The sequence below is a fragment of the Klebsiella sp. OBRC7 genome (genome assembly GCF_000293135.1).
GTDB lineage: Bacteria > Pseudomonadota > Gammaproteobacteria > Enterobacterales > Enterobacteriaceae > Klebsiella > Klebsiella michiganensis.
In genome coordinates this window covers 1-17,141 of the sequence record NZ_ALNJ01000054.1, presented here as the reverse complement: position 1 = coordinate 17,141, position 17,141 = coordinate 1, and the positions used below count along the sequence as shown (strand labels likewise).

Sequence of the window (17,141 nt, the reverse complement as noted above, 5' to 3'; positions counted from 1 at the left end):
GGCGGAAATTCATGATGGTGGTGCGGTCAGGCAAGGCGCTATCCAGGGATAACCGGGCAAACAGACGCATGGAGGCGATTTCGTACAGAGCATCTTCCATCGCGCCATCGCTCAGGTTGTACCAATGCTGCATGCAGTGAATGCGTAGCATGGTTTCCAGCGGATAAGGTCGCCGGCCATTACCAGCCTTGGGGTAAAACGGCTCGATGACTTCCACCATGTTTTGCCATGGCAGAATCTGCTCCATGCGGGACAAGAAAATCTCTTTTCTGGTCTGACGGCGCTTACTGCTGAATTCACTGTCGGCGAAGGTAAGTTGATGACTCATGATGAACCCTGTTCCATGGCTCCAGATGACAAACATGATCTCATATCAGGGACTTGTTCGCACCTTCCCTAAAGCATCAGCAATTTTGTTATGAATATCGTTGCTCATTTTCATTCCTTAATGTGTGTGTATTAGCGGAATATCAAATCATAAGACTTCAACTGAAAAAGGGTCAGAAGTGAAAAGTTATTTTCTATACGTATGATGGCACAGGAAGGTGGGGTGACGAAGAAGAATAAGCAAAAAAAAAGCGGGGTATTATCCCCGCAAAACTACACACAGCAATTCAATAAAACAACTTCCAGGGGGGCGATGCACACATCACAACTTCGGTCTGTCAGACGGGAACCGGCCTTGGGCGCTTGTATCCCATTTGACGAAAATTTGGTTTTAAAACCGGTAAATCGTTACTCTTTCTTCCTGCTACCCCGGTCTATCACCGGGGTAGCGGAGTCCGCCATTCTCGGCAGCGCCAGCTGATCAGATTACATAGACTCAGATTTAAAGTTACGCGTTCGCATATAACCTCCTTAGTGTGGGCCGGTTCACTGGATTGTGAATTGTCAGTAACGCTAAATTTGTAGACTTCAGGTCTACAGCCTGGCTTATATAGGCAGGCGCGGCAGTTTTTTAAGAGTTTGAACGTAACGAGAGCATTTACATAAATCCTCCTTTCTGTAGCTGACCAGATTTAACGTCTTTGTCTATTCAGTGAACCATACCCTATTCATGTGACGAAGGTTTCTGAGTGTAAAAATACGTAATAAGCAACGCTATTATCGCTAATTCTAAAAATAGGGCGAATTAAAATACCGGCAAAACGCGGACGTTTATACCGGTATTATTTCTGAGCTGCTGGTGCAATATCGCGAGGTAAGCTGTAGTCAGCGCGGCAGGTACTTAACGGCTAGGCTTGCTGGTGGTTAAGGCCTCATCCTGCGCCAGCAACGTGATCACATCCCCGGCAATCTCCGGGCGGATACCAGGCGATTTATGCGCGGCATGGGCCGCGACAGCCAGCGGTCTCCAGTTGAGTGATGCTGCAATACGTCTGATCTCTTCAATAACCCGGAATGTATCGCTCTCCAGCGCCAGACCCGCACGGGCGGTATCGAAAGATACGCGCTGCGCCGAAGTGAGCGGCGAGTGCTTCTTCAGTTCTGCGGTGATGATACGCTGCGCTTCAGCACCGATTGACGCGCCACCTTCGACGACCCCGGTTAAACCGACGAGCTTACCTCCATCACTGCGGCTATTATCGTCTTTAACCCTGGGTGGCGGGGCCAGGGCGGTCAGATCCACGTCCTGCTGTAAGAGCTCCAGCAGGTCAGCCAGCATATCGGGTTTAATCACACCTTTTAAACCCGCTGCGCGTTTCGCTAGGCTGACAGGAGAACGGCCCAGGCGGGCGGACATCGCAATAAGGCAATTAGCCAGAACAAAGAGGTCATCAACCCCAATCAGTGGCGCACACTCTTGCCTGAACGTCTGATCATCCCGGAATGCAGGAGCTGGTGGGGCCGGTTTAGGCGTTTTGGCCTTTGCCTGCGGCTTGTCATAACCACGTAGGGCTTTTTCTGCACTGTCTGAAACCTTACGGATGCTTTGCGCCAGATCATCACCACCTGCCAGGCCTGCGGTCAACTGAAGCATATAATCGAGCCTGCCGAGCATGTCAGGGGAAGCAAGCCCGGTCGCTATCTTCTGGCTGATGTCGTTAAGGTTGCTGAGTATACCACCGGCGATTTTAGACGGAGGAGTAACAACCGCCTGGACATTATGGCTGGTATGAATTTCCCGCGACACCAGGGTGAGGACTTTGCGCCAGTCAGGTTGTACACCAGCATCAAGCGTCTCAAGGTGGCTTATTGCATTTCTCAGGCTATCCCATCTGGATAGCTGTAGAGGGTCACCGTTCTGCTTTCCTGATTTCAGCCACTGAACGAGGTAGACGAAGTCAGATGTAGCTGAGGCCACCAGCCCGGCAATAACGCGCTCTCTTGCTTGAGGCGTTGTAGGGTTAGATCTTCGCACCGGCAGACGGTCATTTTTATGTGCCGTTGGTCTTTTCATTTCGAATATCTCAACTTGGTTCCATCAACGATAACTCCGCGCCCGGGAGCCAGACAGCATGAAACAATGTATTTACCATGTTTGATAAAAGCGCAACCGGCAGCGCCGTCAAAAAAATGCTATATGACAGCGCTGGTTAGAGCAGAAAGATTCAGGGAGGTTTTACATCTACTCTCGATCATCTGTGAGGAAGAGATGCAGTTGAGTCACAAAGGCATCGAGATAAGGGGTATTTCTGGCATTGTCTGCAAAGTTCATTTTGGCATTGGTGTCGTCGTATACATGCATCCAGCCGCTGTTTCTGGCAATACGACGTACATCAGTATTTGCCGGGTAGAGTTTCCCAATAGCTTCACGCAGACCTTCAATTTCTGAGATCAACTGCCGGGCATTCGCAGCAGGCTCAGGAGCCGATGGGACGAGAACCCGGAATTCAGCGGTTTCCGGCTGCATCTTAATCACTTCAATGACTTTGTCCCGGGCAACGGAATTCCATTCAGTAGTCATGCCGTTGTACTGGTTTCGGATGCGGAACTGGTAAACCGGCTGCTGTTCGTTAACAAGCAACCAGGCATCGGCAAGTGCAAGATAGAACGAGACAGGCCGGTTTATCATCTGGTGTTCCTGAAGGGCTTTTTTATAGCTATGGACATCTTCAGGAAGGACATCAGTGATACTGGAGGTGAATTTTAGCGGATCCAGTGGACAGACCGGGCCGATAACCCTAAGCACAGCAACAGGATTATTACCATCATCAGTAAACCAGAAGTCATTTTCTGGGCCGATATTGAGCCTTACATCTGCGGTCTGATTCTCTGCGAGAACGGCCTGCACCCGACGACCGTTCTGCCACCAGCGTGGTGTACCTTGCATACATACCTCGTACAGGAAATTAGCCCGAAGCCCACCTGCTGGTGGGCGGTCGGAACACAAGTCTACTGAAGGTACTGCTCTGCCTGAGCAATACGAGAAAGAGTACCGGCATTCGGTTCAATCATCTGGATACGTCGGCTGTCCTCCAGTAAACCGGCAATAAGGTGCTTGTCGGTATATGGGGCATCGTCATCCCCGAGCATACGGCGGATAGCAGATAAATCGCCGGATGGAACCGGGTATACCGACTCAATAAAGAGCTGGTCACCGTGAGGATTCTCCCACTCATATGGGGTTTGGGCGGAAGCAGCAAAACCCGAATCATTCAGACGTGCGAAATCTTCAAGCGCCTGGAGGCGGGCCGCAGATTCATCGGTAGCGTAGATTAGGATCATTCGCGCCGTCTCAGGCGATGAGCAGAACAGCAAAATGAGAAATGGCAGCATGTTATAGACTCCTTCAGTTTGCGACTTGTTGAGCTGGCGGTGTGGCTACGCTAGTGAGTTGCTTAAGGCGAATGTTCAGCTCATGAATTACATCATCGCGTTTGCGCCAGCTGGTGGATGGTAGAGCCAGGAGCGCTTCAGCTTCGGACACGGAGAGACCGGCCAGGTGAGCTTTCGATGAAATCTCTGCGTTATATAATTGCTTCAGCACAATCAATGAGTGCTGGGAGGATGCAGCCATCATCATGAAATGGCGAAGCACCGCACAATAGATTTGAGTAGACATATTAAGCCGCCTCGTTCAATGCGTGAGGTAATGATTAATGGCATGTTCAACATAGCCAACAGATTTACCCACCAGGTGTGCAAGCTGCTGCACATGATGATGGTGAACTTCACGGCACGGGCCAAATGAAGTGGTGTAGCGATACCAGAGGCTGCGGCCTACAGAAAAAAGTTCTTTCTCTGTCTGCGGGCGAACTGGATAACAAACAGGACGTGCAGATGTAGTGCGACGAACGTTATTTCGTACTTGATGAATTGCAGTATTCATAAATCACCCCGCGTATGTTTTTCGTTTTGTTTACTAACTTCAGTTAAACACACGCTGGGTGGCTGACGAATAGAAAATCCATAAATAAATGAGCTAAAGATTTAAGCTCTTTATGAAAGAATTATTCTGGGGTTGGAAACCAGATAATGTCCGAAATAGGCTTATTGCCCGTCAGTAAAGCGAGGCTGGAATGCAGTTCTTTAACGACCTGCTTATTATCCTGCGTTTGCTCAAGTGCGGTTATAGCCTTTAGCAGGGTATTTGCCACAGATGCTTTAGCATATGCCTGCGGTGAGCCGATTAGCACCTGACGCATTAGCTCCGCATTGTTAGAAGCCAAATAGCCTTGCTCCTCGGAAATTCTTTCTGCATCGGGTGCTGAAATAACCAATGCGGCAAGTTCGTGATCGTTTGCATAGTTGATAACATCAGATAGCATTTCGAGAGCTGTGGTATCTGTCATGATAAAGCCGTCAGCTACCCACTGAGGAGCAACATCGAAGCGAACTACCCAGGAATAAGGTTTAACGTTTGACATACAGAGACCTCATTAAAGAGAGATATAAGCGTCGGGATTTTCTTCAACAGAAAGAAACTCAATATCTTCGAGATGCATTCCTGCATTACGAATGCCTACCTCGGATAACCACGACAGTATTGTTTCATGATCCGGTTCACCAGAAAAATCAACAAAGGCTGGAAGAGCCCAGTCGGGTGTATAGCCAGCGCTATACATTACAGTGGCAGTAAAGCGCCCAATGTGGGGAATTTTGAAAAGGATGGATGCCTGCTCAGGGGTATTAATTACCATGCCGTGATGATAGACGACATCCCAGTTTACCCCATGCTCCCCTGTATTTCCTCGATAGAGATGGTGGCGGTCAACGGCCCAAAGGACACCTTCGCTATCCAACCAGCAGAAATAATTATTATCTGGGGATAACGTGATCCCAAGGTTCATTAACTCCGCCACCAGCAAGCAAGGGTTAATATCAGTTACAGTTTTAATAATCGTCAGCCCCATCTCGGTTCCGGTAGTAACTGTCAGTACCTTGGAGGCACTGATCCAGAATTGATAACCTGCTTCTTTAGCCTTCGCGATTAAATTAAACATTGTTGCTTCCCATTGAATGGCAGTTAGGTCAATAACAACATGAGGCTGGTGGGTGACAAACAGGGAATCTGACGATATTTCAAGAAAGAATTTAGCGATGAGAAATGCAGGGGGAACAATATGGTCTGTACTTGCCAGCGCTTCGCTCGGCCAACCCCTCGACAGCCCGAAAACAAGTTTCGGTCTGCCTCACGGTTATCTACTGACAAAGGCGGGGATTATTCGGGGTACTGTATGAACTACACAATTTCAATCGGAACAAAAGAAAGCAGCAACCCCTAAACAAATGATTGAGAGTAACCAGAAAAAGGCGAGTACTACTACAGCGCTTAAAGATAGTGGAACGGTTTTTGATAGCATAACGCCCATACCTACACCAAATGAACATAGTGCGATAGATCCTAATTTCAATTTGCTCTTATACGAAATTAACATTGGCTTCTCCTCAAAATAGGTGTGGTGCTTGCCAGCGCTTCGCTCGGCCAACCCCGAGACAACCCGAAAGCAAGTTTCGGTCTGTCCCGGGGTTCCGGGTAACGGCCAGACTTACCGCAGATCTTCTTTAGCGTTAATCATATGACATATGAATAAGAATTAATCACGATACAACTGGATAAAACTCTCCACACGGGTTCCATCACAATAGCTCGGCCAGGCGTTCATCACAGGTAGTTCTTCTGTTGTGAATCTTCCCAGTGCGAGAGCTACAGAATACCAGACCGGGAAAATCGTATTGGCTGATGTCATATTCCCATTGTTGATTAACTCATAGAGTCCGCGTCCATTAGCCCATGCACTTTCTGGTGTATCACCGGCAAGGTAGTTATCCACCCAGATGGATGGTGACAGAGCCTGACCTTTCGCCAGTCTCGCTAACAACTCGTACCACTTCAGATATTCCGTGGTTCGCAGTGAGAGAATCGGGATTCCGCCACGTCTTAACAGTGCTGCCGCAGAACGTGAGTCTACCGGTGCGGCAATTCTATCCAGGTGGTTACGGGCTTGCTTTATCCGTGCTGATATTCCCGCAGGGCTCACTCGGGAGATGTATTTCTCCACCGTCTCAGTAGCTTCAGCGATATCCGGGGCCAACGAACCATCAACATGGAGGGGACATAAAACAAGGCCGGTATCATCGTGAGTCACCCAGGCAGAATTGTCAGTCGGGTTCCTGACGATAGACAACGACTCACTTTGACCCAAGATCGTTAACCTGAATGACTTAAGCCTTTCGGCTATCCAGCTGCCTCCATCACCAAAAACCTCAATGCGCTCGTGACTCATACCGCATCACCTCTACAAGTGCTTTACATTCAGACCTAATCATAACGGCTTCCCCGTTCGGAACAAAATCAGGGCATAGCCAAACCATACTCAGGAAATTTACAGATATGTCGATCTACAAAACGCGCTCAAAACGCTCAGGCGCGTTTTAATCAATCCGATCGTGAAAATACCAGGGGGATAAGCTCAGAATCGTTCTGAGGCGATTCTGGCGTGGTTTTATCCCAATAACGGATCCTTTTGCGAATACAGATCGGTTTACAAGGGAATTTGGCTGGTATGAGACGGAGATGATCCACTTTGATAATCTGAGCGATAATTTGTTAATGGTTTCGTTTTGTTTACGCGTGTATCGGGAGGGAAGTTATTCCGAACGAGGGTATCGACTTCATATTGTCCGTTTCGATAGCCGATCACAATTTCTAAGCGGTACTCGCCGCGACAAAAACCCCCGGAGGAAAACCATGTTGGTTATTCACTTTTGGTTTTCCCCGGCGATTAAAACCAGGGCAACCTCCGGTTGCCCATAAAAACCCCCGGAGGAAATTCATCTTTCCTCCGACATCGTGCGGTTTGATTATTACCATGCTCAACCTCCCGATGTAAAAATAGAGAAAACCGACGCTATCGCTTCCGCTTTGTTTACCTTCCATATTCGCGCCCGCGAAATAGTCCGCTGCATTCCCACCCGATCATACCCGGGCGAAAACACTCGCGATCATATTGCGATCATCCTGATTCATTTCCGCCGCGATAAGTCCGCTATCGCCTGAAGGCTCACTAACAGATCGCCTGAAGGCTCACTAACAAAAATACCAGGTCATCGCCTGGTATTCATGTATATCCGTTATGTTTACTCCAGAGCGGTTTGTATTTCTAAAGCTGTTTTCTTAGGTGAGTTATTCGAAGTGAAAGTGCCTGCCGAATTGCACGGTTTTTTCGTAACTCATCACGCAACCAAATAAGCTGACCTTCATACAGTTCGATAAGCGCAAGTTCTCGCTGGCTTGCATCCTTAAATTTCGCTGGTGGATATGATTCGCCTTTGTTGAGAGGTAGGTATTTGGGAACGACACGATCAATGCCTCCACCAGCTTTGCGCAAAGGTGTCAATCTGGCCCAGCGGATCCTGATAGTTGTTCCTTGCCTGGTTACGTTAAAGCTGTACCGTGCCTTCTCGTCATCAGCAATAGCTTTGTCCCAGTATTCCTCCCGAAGACTATTGGCCTCGTTAAACAGAAGTTCTGCGGCTGAATCAACCGCATCACGAGCCTTTTCCAGATCATTGATGTACCCGACGAGTTGCATAAAACCACCTCGATGTTTTTTGATTAGGACTTAACCCCAAAAAAGAGAATCTCTATTATTACGCCAGAACTCTATGTTTCTGGAGAAAGAGAAAACTCCTTTTCAGGTTCGATTTTTAGTTTTCAGTTCCAAAACAGGAAAGATTGATTCTCCAGTTAAGTATCTTTCTGGGTGTTCTCATTTTTTGCATGTTTCTGGAGAATACAATGGCAATCTGGTGATTGAGCTATTAATATCTATCTGTACGGGTACTTTTATCAAGCCATTTTATTTTAATCAAGCAGTTTGCCAATCTCTATATGATATGGCAGAAAACTACGTTTCTGGGCATTTCTGATTTTTAATAGGTTTCTGGGGAATATAATGGAAACTTACTTCCCCTAATGTAGAGGCGATTAACGGGATGACGCCCACCGCTGCACAAACCTCTTAGTAAACGATTATGTAGAGTCGCTATATGATATGGCAGAAACTTATGTTTCTGGCTTTTCCACTTTTTGTTACCTTTCTGGAGAATACAATGGCAAACGCAGCTGAAACTTCCATCACCTCCCTCCGTCTTCAGGATCAATCCTAAATCACAGTAACTTCATAGTGATTTATGTCACATTTTGTAGGTATATATACTAGTTTGAGAGAGTTTTTTTGGGGGGGAAGTGAAGGGGAGATATGCATATTTAAGTGAAATTATAACTTGTGCTTAAGTAAAATTTTCACGAAGTGTACCCTTGAGTAATCGCCACAACATACCTTAATTCACCTCACCGAAGCATGTGTTTTTAGTATATATACTCCGCGAAATCCCCAGGCGGAAAGCCAATCTAAATGTGTTGCCCTCATACATTACCACCTAATTTCCTCAGTCTGATTTAGGTTAGGGGTTAAGGTTTTTAGGGCCGGATTTAGCCATATATGACGTCCAGTTTCATGCAGCATTTATGTACATATCTGACATTTTAAACGTCCGTATCTAGCCATTATTAATGTCAAAAATGGGGACGTTTTGCCGATAAAAAAAATGGTAATCGATGATCGTTTGAATACCATGTTACAACTTGTTAACGGTTAATTCCCGACGTTGACAGAGGGAGGCCACCTTTCTTTACGTTAGTGCGAACCCCTTTTTGGCGCTCAAATGTTATCGGAGTGGCAGTAATTCATTTTTAACTTGCAGGGTTAACGAATGAGCAATGACAAATTGGTTGTCTGCGGAATTGATATTGGATACAGCAATGTAAAAATTGCTGTAGGGGATTCAGCGGATGACAAACCCACAGTCAGTATTTATCCGGCCTACGCTACGAATGAGCCAGTAGATGATGTGCGGCTGGTAAAGCGTAGCTGCGAACATGAAGTGTTGGTGTACCCAGGAGGTAAAGAATGGCGGGCTTTTACCGAACGCCCCGATGCGCGTGAGCTGCATGACCGTTACCACATGACAGAAATGTACCTGGCACTATATCTGGCCTCACTGGATAAAATCACTGCTAAAGCAGGCAATGAAATCGACCTGGTAGTAACTGGTTTACCTGTCCGTCTTGCTAATGAAAGTGAACGCGCGAAACTGACTGCGAGGCTCACCGGTACGTTTACTATTGCGCCAGGAAAAACAGTGACTGTTAAAAAATGCCTCGTTCTTCAGCAGGGCGTTGGTGTCATCAATGACATCGTTAACAGACCGGGCCTTATCAGTCAGGAAGAATTAGAGAAGTCGACCATTCTCGTGGTTGACCCTGGCTTCTTCTCGATGGACTACATCGCCTTTAAGAGCGGAAGCAGGGTATCAGGCTCTTCAGGTTCATCATTAAAAGCAACCAGTGCAATTATCGAAAGCATTGTGAACCGCCTTAATGCCGATAACCCGGAAGAGCGAATTGATGATCTACCAGAAATTATTGAAATCGCTCTCCGTAACAATGAGCAGTCTTTCTTTAATGGGTTCCGCCACATTTCCCTACGTCCTCTGCTTGAAGAAGCTATTCCCTCCATCGCCAGTGATGTAGTCAAAGAGTTGCGAAAATCGACAAGGGTTCTCGGGCCAGTCCATATCATTGCAGCTGCCGGTGGTGGGACAAGGTTCTACGAACAGACCATACGAGAAGAATTCCCCCGAGCCAGGATCGTATCGAGCCCGTTGCCTGTTGCCAGTAATGCCATTGGTTTCTGGAACTATGGCGTTGACTTGATGCTTTACGGCGATGATTGAGCAAAGGGGGTTTCATGCAAGTTCGAGTGACGATTAATCCAATACTGTTTCCAGAGCTGATTAATTATCTGGAATCAAAACAGTCTGGCCAGCGCAGCAGTTCACTATTGGCGCTGGCAAACCGAGCATTGCTAGCAGGTGACAGTTTTATACCCGGTATCGTCCGTGAGACTTCAAAAAAACGTAAATCAGAACAGAAGAAATCAGTCCGTGGGCCGAATACAGAAAATGAGACTGGTCTGATGACTAGTCAGAGAGACGGCCACTTACCCAAAGTAAATGAGGACACTGAACCAAAATTTCGTCACGTGGTTAGCAACGATATAGTCAATACAGGCCCGCCATTTTGTGTGGGCAGTGATATTCAAGAGTTCGAAGTTAAAGATGACCAGTTATCGACGGCGAACCTTACCAGTAAGCCTGAGATTGCTGGAAAAATACCGGATCCCAATCCTGGAGATAAATCGGGCGTTGGGGAGACAGGCGACAATCAAGATAGCGGCGTTAATGAAAAGGTTACACCAAGGCGTGTTCGCATAAGTTGATGCCGTTGTAGGGTTTGTGGGGAGGGGAAATGCAGATAGCAACGAAGAGTTTGGTGCTCGCTTTACTATGTGCTGCTTACTGCACGAGTACGAACGCCAGGCTTGTAGATCTTCGTGGCACTTCTTGGGAAAAGCATTCCCAGAAAGAGTGTGGCCTCGATCCGTACCTTCTCTACGCGGTGGCACTCACCGAGAGTAAAAATAATGCAGGAACCAAGGGGTATGTTGTTCCCAGCCCCTGGGCATTGAACAACTATGTTTATGGGTCGTATTACCCGACAAGTTATGAAGATGCAAAGAGAGCGCTAGCCCGCTATCTCTCAGCCACTCCGGTAACAGATATTGGAATCGTTCAAATTAATTTTCGTTGGAACGGACAGTATGTTAACCATCCTGAAGAACTCCTGGATGTCGATACAAACATCCGAATCGGGGCAAAGACTTTGTGTGCAGCCATCAAAGCTAACCCTGGCGATATAGAACTGGCGATAGGTGGATACAACACTCAAAACCCTAAGTTGGAAGGCAAGGCTCGTGAATATGGTCAGCGCGTATTACGCGTATGGAAGAGGCTTATCGAAAATGATTAATCAAAATTTGTATTTTCTACAGACTGCCATCTCAATTATTACCCGTGCGCAATCGTTGTATAAAAGTCCTTTTGAGTTAGCAGAAGGAGACCGGGAATTTTTGATAGAGAAATCTAATCAGGCCAAGCTCGCTTTATCGATGGAGAAGTATGACTTGCCCATCTTTAATATCTGTCATGATCCCGAGCGCAAGATATCTACTGAGGTAGAAAAATTCGTTCGTCATGACTCATACATCCTACGGCTTGCCCTGCTGGTATTCAGTGTTCGTGTTTTCATTAATACGGGGACTGTTGCCCAAACGTTCTACTGGTTTGATAATGAAAAAACCGTACAGCTTGTCGAACGTATGGATGATGCACAAACAATCGATGCAATCATAACCGGCAAAATATATTTTAAACCTATTCGTCCATTTGCCGATTTAGTAGATTGTGACTTCAGTACAGTTATTGGAGCCCCCAACCCAACCTTAGAATTAACAGGTTACTTACAGTCGCGCTATTCTCATTGGAGTAATTGATTATGAAGGCTGCTCTTGTCCGGGATGAAGATAAATTTGCTTTAACACAGAAAATGGTAAAATTAGGATTTCGTAGAAAGATCATTGTGCATTCGCTTAATGCAAGTGACCGTGTTATTGATTTTTTGCGAAAAGAGTTCCATCTGAGTGATGTATCAATCGGACGACTTAAACATTCAGAGACGCTGCTCAATACGACACATAAAAAGGTTGAGGCAACCAATTTTATGAGCATCTATCTGCGTCGTTCGAAAGACCCAAACAACAGTGACAACATCGTTGATGTGGTGAGTGCGTTCGAAATCTACCGGGAACTAAACCTTAAATTCCGCCCGGAAGAAGCCTCGAAAATGATGATTGATGCCAACGAGGCCTGGACTCTTGCTCGTGATTTTCGAGCTGAAGAAATACGTATGGTAAGGTGTTACCGTTGCGATCTTTCATTTATTTCACCGCAGAGTTGTGACCGTCCACGGAAAAAACATATTTGTCCGTTCTGCTCTGATACAGAAGCTGAAAATGAAAGCTCGTAAGTGACTAAGTTAAATTTCATAAAAAAGCCCGTTTTAACGGGCTTTTTTATTGCCTGGATACTTCGTCACGTGAATGAGTCGGGTTAGTATTGAATAACAAACCTACTGGTGTCCCAAGGAAAATAAAATGAAGAAAATCTCTGGTCTTGCTTTGGTATCGCTGATGTTAGTTGGTTGCGCGGCTTCTCAACCACCAGCTATGCCGGTTGACAGCAATCCATCTGATGCTTTGAAATTTGCCCGAGCGATGGATTTACGTCAGATCACCGATGCTGGCGATCAATACCTTATCTATAACGGTTTCGCGTCCAATGGGCAGCTTGTCCCTCTCAAAACCCCGGTTAAGGCTGGTGAAAAAGGTGTAACCAACCTGGGAGGTAATGGAGTGGCCGATGTGGCTGCGGGCTTCGCGACACACACATCTTTCATCCCTGTGCTGTCTGTTTTAACGGCCCAACAGCCTACTGCTATTGTTGATGGCGTGGTGCGTGTCGCGTCATGGAACGGTAAATCTCAGGAAGATAATGAGCGTGAGGTCAATGCGATTTTCTGGAAAACACTAACCCGGATGGATGGATACAAAGTTGGTGGGATGTGTGAGGGGAAAGGCGGTGCTGTTGAAAATGCAGTTCGTCGGAAAGCGACGAACGGTGATTGGGTATCGTATGCTGATATAGCTCCAACGTTGCCGAAACCACCTATCAGCACCAGCGGTCAGGTGACATTCATTATCGGTAATGACTGCTTCAACCTCTATGCAACACGAGCCTCTAACGTAGGTCTGGTTAAAGAAATGAGTAAAGAACTGGGTGCTCAGCGGGCTCTGTTCTTACCAGGCTCTCCTGAACATGAACCAATGGTATTCAGTGACGGTAAGCAATACCTGTTCAGAAAGTAAAAAAAAAGCCCCGACATAAAGTCGGGGCTTCTTATCCTGCAAAGCTATTGAGTTTTCAAAACAGCCTCTGTGCTAGATTTCGCCGCATCAACATCGATACTGTCAACACCGCTCTGGAATCGCTCCAGGGAGTTCTGGCGAGATCCATCTATATTCAATACGTTTCCTTTACCGGTTATCTTATCCAGATTTATTTCCGACGCTTTAGGTAAAAGTTTCGCCTCGTAAAGTGAACCAATCCACTCTGACAAATCGAGTTTGTTAAAATCAATCCGTCCAAATTCTTCTAACGTCAGTGGTCGACAATCCGGGTTCTTTTTATCCCCCCAGCCGATACCTAACATTGGTCTCCCTTGTTCCTGAATGATGCGACCAATCTGAGAATCAAACGTGCAATAACTTGACCGTTTCTCGATACAGACACCCAGAAACTTTGTTTCACACCAGCTGGATATATGCACGGCCAATTTTGTTTCTTTCTTAACGGCAAGCTTAAATTCATCAGGAGTACAAGCCCAGATGATGTTGACCAGTATATTAGCAATCTGGTACGCCATGTAAGCATATCCAACCACGGATATTGCCGAAACAATAGTTGACGACAATTGAACAGATGTAGCCAGGCCAGACGATGTTACGGCTGCGCCACCGCCAGAGGCCGCACTTTCAAATATCAGATTCGTCGCAGCAGGGCCGAAGGTATCAAGAGTCCATTGAGCAACTTGTTTCGTCAGCGCTCCTATAGCCTGATTCATCAAACCGGACAAACCTGCTTCTGTAGCTTGCTGAGCCGCTTCAGTACCTGCCGACCCAACCAGACTGTTGAAAGCGGAAATAGCTGGTCGAGTTATTGTATCGATGGCATTAGTCATAAGTTCGGAACCCATGTCAAAAATACCTTTTCCCTGTTCGAACATACCGGCTTTTACAGAGACAGCATCAGCAATTTTTAGAGTGTAGTAGGACAACTGCAAATACTGAATCCAGCTGACATCTACGGGCTGATCACAACAATCCACCCATCCCCCCATCGCCGATTTACATTGTGCAGACTCACCTTTAAAAAGAGTGCAGGAACGGTTGGTTTCGTCAGTATCATCGCCACACTTCATTTCATTCAATGCGTAAGTTGCGGCCTGAAGAGTTGCAACTGCTTTGTTGAAATCGCCGCTTGGTTCAGCAGAAGGCTGTAGGCAAGACCCATTAAGGCATTGCACAGCGCCAGGACAAGTATAGGTATCGGTGGAGGAGGTATTGGGTACAACGACATCCGTTCCGCAATCCCATACCTCGGTTGCCTGCCAGCACCCATTTTTGTCACCCTCCGCACCTGTTATGCAAGTGGACTTAATGAATTTACATGCAGTGTTTGCATCGTACTGCTTGCAAGTATTGTTAACGCCACCGTCGGTTCCGCAGTTGGAAACTACCGTTGCAGACTTACAGAAAGGTGAGAGACCTCCGATCGGCGGCTTAGCAAGCTGGTTTTCGCAGATACGTGCGCCATTTATGGTTGCGCACCCATTTGCATCAGGAATGACTGTCTCGCGGCAGGTTACCGTGTAATTCTGGCAATACCCGGCGTTGATGGCCTTCAGCAACGTATCGAATTGTTCAGGTTTATCAACAGTCCAGGCGTTATCCGAGATAATTTTGTTTGGGTCAAAGTAAATATAAATGAGAGCATAACCTTCGCCGCTGCCAGTCACTGACACACGGTTTTTGAAATTAAGAACGCCATTTTGGGGGGTATTTCGGATTTGTGCTGTTACATCTACATTAATCGACTGATCCCAGCTTGTTTTTAATTCACAGGCTCCTGATGTCTCTGGCGGGAAGACGTTTAAACCTTTTGGCCCTGCCCAAACCAAACTACCCCTATCTGTACCACCGACATAAATCTGCATGTAATCATCCCATTTAGCCCTGATGATCTTGGCGCTGGTAACTGCCTGGGGATTGTAGACAGTGACGGCCATTGCCTGTTCAAATATTGTGCAGTTGCCGTCCCAGTAGTTATCACCGACAGTCCCGAGCCAGAGTTCGATGCAGTTAGTGCCGCAAGAACCGATGTTCGCCGCGCCACTATAATGCGAGAGCATACCGGCAACGTAAGGATGGTAGAGGGTGAATGTGCCGCTGACACTTGTGGTACGGGTACATTCGCGATAATCAGGGATATGGTTGACGGTGTCCTTATTCGTCATGGTCTTGGTCATAGAACAATCACCAAGATCTTGCATGTACTTATCCTGATTCTCCAGGAAGTCTTTATGGCCATCAAAGATGGAATCATCAGGTTTAATGTTTGCTGTAGTTTTCGTTGAGCCCACCAGCGTTCGGTAAGCTTCGCCGCGCAGTGAATTTTCGGTTTTCAGATTGGCGTTGGTTGTATTGCCCAGTTTTAGCGTGTTGCTGTCATCTCCGTAGGTTCCTTTCAGGCTATCCAGTGAAGTTGATGAACCTTGATTTGGATAAGCAGAGTTCAAATCAACGGCCTGGCCTTTTCCATACTGAACCGTACCATTTGACGTAGCTGAAACTTGCGGCAGTGTTTTATAGAAATTAGTGGCAGATGTAACGTTTTCCTGGGTCGTTGCTGAAAAGGCATACGGCACGTAGGATACAACACCAAGGTGACATAACATCGTTATTGTGCAGAGTGGTCTGTAAAACCATTTTTTGCGGAAAAGGTTTTTCATTCTATGATCACCTTTGTCGTGGTTACTGATTATGAAATCAGAGATCTCGGTAACTAAATTTCGTCAGCCAGCATTTCTATGCGAAGCTACTAAAATGAAGGATTAAGCAGGCAGCGTATTAAACAGACTGGTTTCAGACAATAAAGAAGGACGGCAAAACGAGGGTGTTTTCAGCGTCTTGAATATTACCGACTGGAGGTACTTATGGACATGTTTGGTATTACTGGCCTTATCCCATTATCGGGGCCAATCGATTCAGATTATGGTGGTGGAAATGGTAAGAGGGGACGTGGAAAAAATGGCAGAACGTTCAAGAGCAAATGTGAGCGTATGTGGGAGTTTTATATTCTGCTCTATTCTTTACTGAGCCTTCCTGTCGTATACATGTTCGTGACCACATAAGAGCCCTGCAAGATTGCAGGGCTTTATTGCGAATCACTTACTCGATGAAATTATCATGTCGTCATTTCCACCACTATGACCTCCATTGTTCTCTTTATTACGTGGATGCACAGGTACATACTCCTGATGCGACTGGGTTGCACGTGCAGGTGGCGGATCACTGAACATTGTACCTCCGTTATTTGAATCACTATGACCACCAGCGCCTTGGGTATTAATGTTTGTTGTCTCAGACCCACCATAGTTTGAGTTCTGGTTTAAACCATTATGACCTTCAGCACCTTGGGCATTAACGGTCATTGTCTCAGCCTCGCCGTATCCCTGGTTGTGGGTTCCCATCGCGTAAGGGACGCCATCACCCACAGCAGAACCTCCATTTGATGCCTGATGCATCCCTCCAAGGTTGTTGGCCATGCCACCGGTGTTGTATTCGTGGGTTTGGCGATCGGTATTCAGTGCAGTAGTAGCCTGTTGAATAATGGAGCCATCATTGGCTGAACGGTCTAAACCGGCATTATCAATACGGGCTGCAATACCACGGGCAAGAGCAGTATTTCCGCCCATAACCGTTCCATTGTCATTTTCACCACCCGTCGCGAGTTGAATACGTGCCATCATGTCACTGCGGGCCTGGGAAAGTTGTTGCTCAGACGCTCCAGCTTTAGTCATGGCGTAGTAGTTCACAATAGAATCTCGCGCCGCTTCGCGGTTTGCATCTCCACCAAGCGGAATTTCCCCAGCGATGGTTCTGGCCTGATCATGT

The 17,141-nt window shown here is 46.7% G+C and carries 17 protein-coding genes and 1 pseudogene; 6 read left to right on the top strand and 12 right to left on the bottom strand.

Features of this window, described 5'->3' with window-relative positions; all coding sequences use genetic code 11:
* The 10 genes from HMPREF1144_RS12110 to mobI all read right to left on the bottom strand — a co-directional run.
* A partial coding sequence (locus tag HMPREF1144_RS12110; protein WP_001532569.1) for an IS5/IS1182 family transposase occupies window positions 1–328 on the bottom strand: 328 nt, incomplete at its 3' end.
* A 900-nt stretch (window positions 329–1,228) separates the two neighbouring features.
* Window positions 1,229–2,401, bottom strand: a complete 1,173-nt coding sequence (locus HMPREF1144_RS12105) for a hypothetical protein (RefSeq protein ID WP_007372264.1) — start codon at window positions 2,399–2,401, stop codon at window positions 1,229–1,231.
* A 168-nt stretch (window positions 2,402–2,569) separates the two neighbouring features.
* Window positions 2,570–3,274 carry a hypothetical protein gene (locus HMPREF1144_RS12100; protein WP_007372263.1) on the bottom strand — a complete coding sequence of 235 codons (705 nt, stop codon included), beginning with the start codon at window positions 3,272–3,274 and terminating at the stop codon, window positions 2,570–2,572.
* Between the two features lie 62 nt (window positions 3,275–3,336).
* Window positions 3,337–3,720 carry a hypothetical protein gene (locus HMPREF1144_RS12095; RefSeq protein ID WP_007372262.1) on the bottom strand — a complete coding sequence of 128 codons (384 nt, stop codon included), beginning with the start codon at window positions 3,718–3,720 and terminating at the stop codon, window positions 3,337–3,339.
* A 13-nt stretch (window positions 3,721–3,733) separates the two neighbouring features.
* A complete protein-coding gene (locus HMPREF1144_RS12090; protein ID WP_016241565.1) occupies window positions 3,734–4,006 on the bottom strand; it encodes a hypothetical protein in 273 nt (90 codons plus the stop codon).
* A 15-nt stretch (window positions 4,007–4,021) separates the two neighbouring features.
* Entirely contained in the window at window positions 4,022–4,273 is a 252-nt protein-coding gene (locus HMPREF1144_RS31385; RefSeq protein ID WP_007372261.1) for a hypothetical protein, read from the bottom strand.
* A gap of 121 nt (window positions 4,274–4,394) precedes the next feature.
* Entirely contained in the window at window positions 4,395–4,811 is a 417-nt protein-coding gene (locus HMPREF1144_RS33260; protein ID WP_016241566.1) for a hypothetical protein, read from the bottom strand.
* 12 nt (window positions 4,812–4,823) lie between these two features.
* Window positions 4,824–5,387 carry a hypothetical protein gene (locus tag HMPREF1144_RS12080; RefSeq protein ID WP_007372259.1) on the bottom strand — a complete coding sequence of 188 codons (564 nt, stop codon included), beginning with the start codon at window positions 5,385–5,387 and terminating at the stop codon, window positions 4,824–4,826.
* 594 nt (window positions 5,388–5,981) lie between these two features.
* Window positions 5,982–6,671, bottom strand: coding sequence for a hypothetical protein (locus HMPREF1144_RS12075; RefSeq protein WP_009652897.1), 690 nt, complete (start codon window positions 6,669–6,671; stop codon window positions 5,982–5,984).
* 876 nt (window positions 6,672–7,547) lie between these two features.
* A complete protein-coding gene (gene mobI / locus HMPREF1144_RS12070; protein ID WP_016241569.1) occupies window positions 7,548–7,979 on the bottom strand; it encodes a conjugative transfer protein MobI(A/C) in 432 nt (143 codons plus the stop codon).
* Window positions 7,980–9,162: 1,183 nt separating this feature from the next.
* Between mobI and HMPREF1144_RS12065 the strand changes: the two genes are divergently transcribed.
* The 6 genes from HMPREF1144_RS12065 to HMPREF1144_RS12040 all read left to right on the top strand — a co-directional run bounded on the left by HMPREF1144_RS12065 (window position 9,163) and on the right by HMPREF1144_RS12040 (window position 13,274).
* A complete protein-coding gene (locus HMPREF1144_RS12065) occupies window positions 9,163–10,185 on the top strand; it encodes a ParM/StbA family protein (RefSeq protein ID WP_007372253.1) in 1,023 nt (340 codons plus the stop codon).
* Between the two features lie 14 nt (window positions 10,186–10,199).
* On the top strand, window positions 10,200–10,730 hold the full coding sequence (locus tag HMPREF1144_RS12060; RefSeq protein ID WP_016241570.1) for a hypothetical protein: 531 nt from the start codon (window positions 10,200–10,202) through the stop codon (window positions 10,728–10,730).
* Between the two features lie 29 nt (window positions 10,731–10,759).
* Window positions 10,760–11,320, top strand: coding sequence for a transglycosylase SLT domain-containing protein (locus HMPREF1144_RS12055; RefSeq protein WP_016241571.1), 561 nt, complete (start codon window positions 10,760–10,762; stop codon window positions 11,318–11,320).
* Complete coding sequence (locus HMPREF1144_RS12050; RefSeq protein WP_016241572.1) at window positions 11,313–11,843, top strand: hypothetical protein; 531 nt, start codon at window positions 11,313–11,315, stop codon at window positions 11,841–11,843. Before HMPREF1144_RS12055 ends, HMPREF1144_RS12050 begins: the two co-directional genes overlap by 8 nt.
* A 2-nt stretch (window positions 11,844–11,845) precedes the next feature.
* Entirely contained in the window at window positions 11,846–12,376 is a 531-nt protein-coding gene (locus HMPREF1144_RS12045; RefSeq protein ID WP_007372252.1) for a FlhC family transcriptional regulator, read from the top strand.
* A gap of 127 nt (window positions 12,377–12,503) precedes the next feature.
* Entirely contained in the window at window positions 12,504–13,274 is a 771-nt protein-coding gene (locus HMPREF1144_RS12040) for a hypothetical protein (protein WP_007372251.1), read from the top strand.
* A gap of 44 nt (window positions 13,275–13,318) precedes the next feature.
* Here the strand turns inward: HMPREF1144_RS12040 and traN are convergent, their stop codons facing one another.
* Both traN and HMPREF1144_RS12025 read right to left on the bottom strand, forming a co-directional pair.
* The gene (traN, locus tag HMPREF1144_RS12035) at window positions 13,319–15,976 is read right to left on the bottom strand and encodes a conjugal transfer mating pair stabilization protein TraN (RefSeq protein WP_007372250.1); all 2,658 of its coding nucleotides are present in this window, start codon (window positions 15,974–15,976) and stop codon (window positions 13,319–13,321) included.
* Between the two features lie 435 nt (window positions 15,977–16,411).
* Window positions 16,412–17,141 (bottom strand): annotated as a pseudogene (locus tag HMPREF1144_RS12025) (conjugal transfer protein TraG); the annotation flags it as partial.

Excerpts from the sequence above, each read along its gene's own strand:
- HMPREF1144_RS12105 (WP_007372264.1), bottom strand. The coding sequence starts at position 2,401 with ATGAAAAGACCAACGGCACATAAAAATGACCGTCTGCCGGTGCGAAGA.
- HMPREF1144_RS12100 (WP_007372263.1), bottom strand. The coding sequence starts at position 3,274 with ATGCAAGGTACACCACGCTGGTGGCAGAACGGTCGTCGGGTGCAGGCC.
- HMPREF1144_RS12095 (WP_007372262.1), bottom strand. The coding sequence starts at position 3,720 with ATGCTGCCATTTCTCATTTTGCTGTTCTGCTCATCGCCTGAGACGGCG.
- HMPREF1144_RS12090 (WP_016241565.1), bottom strand. The coding sequence starts at position 4,006 with ATGTCTACTCAAATCTATTGTGCGGTGCTTCGCCATTTCATGATGATG.
- HMPREF1144_RS31385 (WP_007372261.1), bottom strand. The coding sequence starts at position 4,273 with ATGAATACTGCAATTCATCAAGTACGAAATAACGTTCGTCGCACTACA.
- HMPREF1144_RS33260 (WP_016241566.1), bottom strand. The coding sequence starts at position 4,811 with ATGTCAAACGTTAAACCTTATTCCTGGGTAGTTCGCTTCGATGTTGCT.
- HMPREF1144_RS12080 (WP_007372259.1), bottom strand. The coding sequence starts at position 5,387 with ATGTTTAATTTAATCGCGAAGGCTAAAGAAGCAGGTTATCAATTCTGG.
- HMPREF1144_RS12075 (WP_009652897.1), bottom strand. The coding sequence starts at position 6,671 with ATGAGTCACGAGCGCATTGAGGTTTTTGGTGATGGAGGCAGCTGGATA.
- mobI (WP_016241569.1), bottom strand. The coding sequence starts at position 7,979 with ATGCAACTCGTCGGGTACATCAATGATCTGGAAAAGGCTCGTGATGCG.
- HMPREF1144_RS12065 (WP_007372253.1), top strand. The coding sequence starts at position 9,163 with ATGAGCAATGACAAATTGGTTGTCTGCGGAATTGATATTGGATACAGC.
- HMPREF1144_RS12060 (WP_016241570.1), top strand. The coding sequence starts at position 10,200 with ATGCAAGTTCGAGTGACGATTAATCCAATACTGTTTCCAGAGCTGATT.
- HMPREF1144_RS12055 (WP_016241571.1), top strand. The coding sequence starts at position 10,760 with ATGCAGATAGCAACGAAGAGTTTGGTGCTCGCTTTACTATGTGCTGCT.
- HMPREF1144_RS12050 (WP_016241572.1), top strand. The coding sequence starts at position 11,313 with ATGATTAATCAAAATTTGTATTTTCTACAGACTGCCATCTCAATTATT.
- HMPREF1144_RS12045 (WP_007372252.1), top strand. The coding sequence starts at position 11,846 with ATGAAGGCTGCTCTTGTCCGGGATGAAGATAAATTTGCTTTAACACAG.
- HMPREF1144_RS12040 (WP_007372251.1), top strand. The coding sequence starts at position 12,504 with ATGAAGAAAATCTCTGGTCTTGCTTTGGTATCGCTGATGTTAGTTGGT.
- traN (WP_007372250.1), bottom strand. The coding sequence starts at position 15,976 with ATGAAAAACCTTTTCCGCAAAAAATGGTTTTACAGACCACTCTGCACA.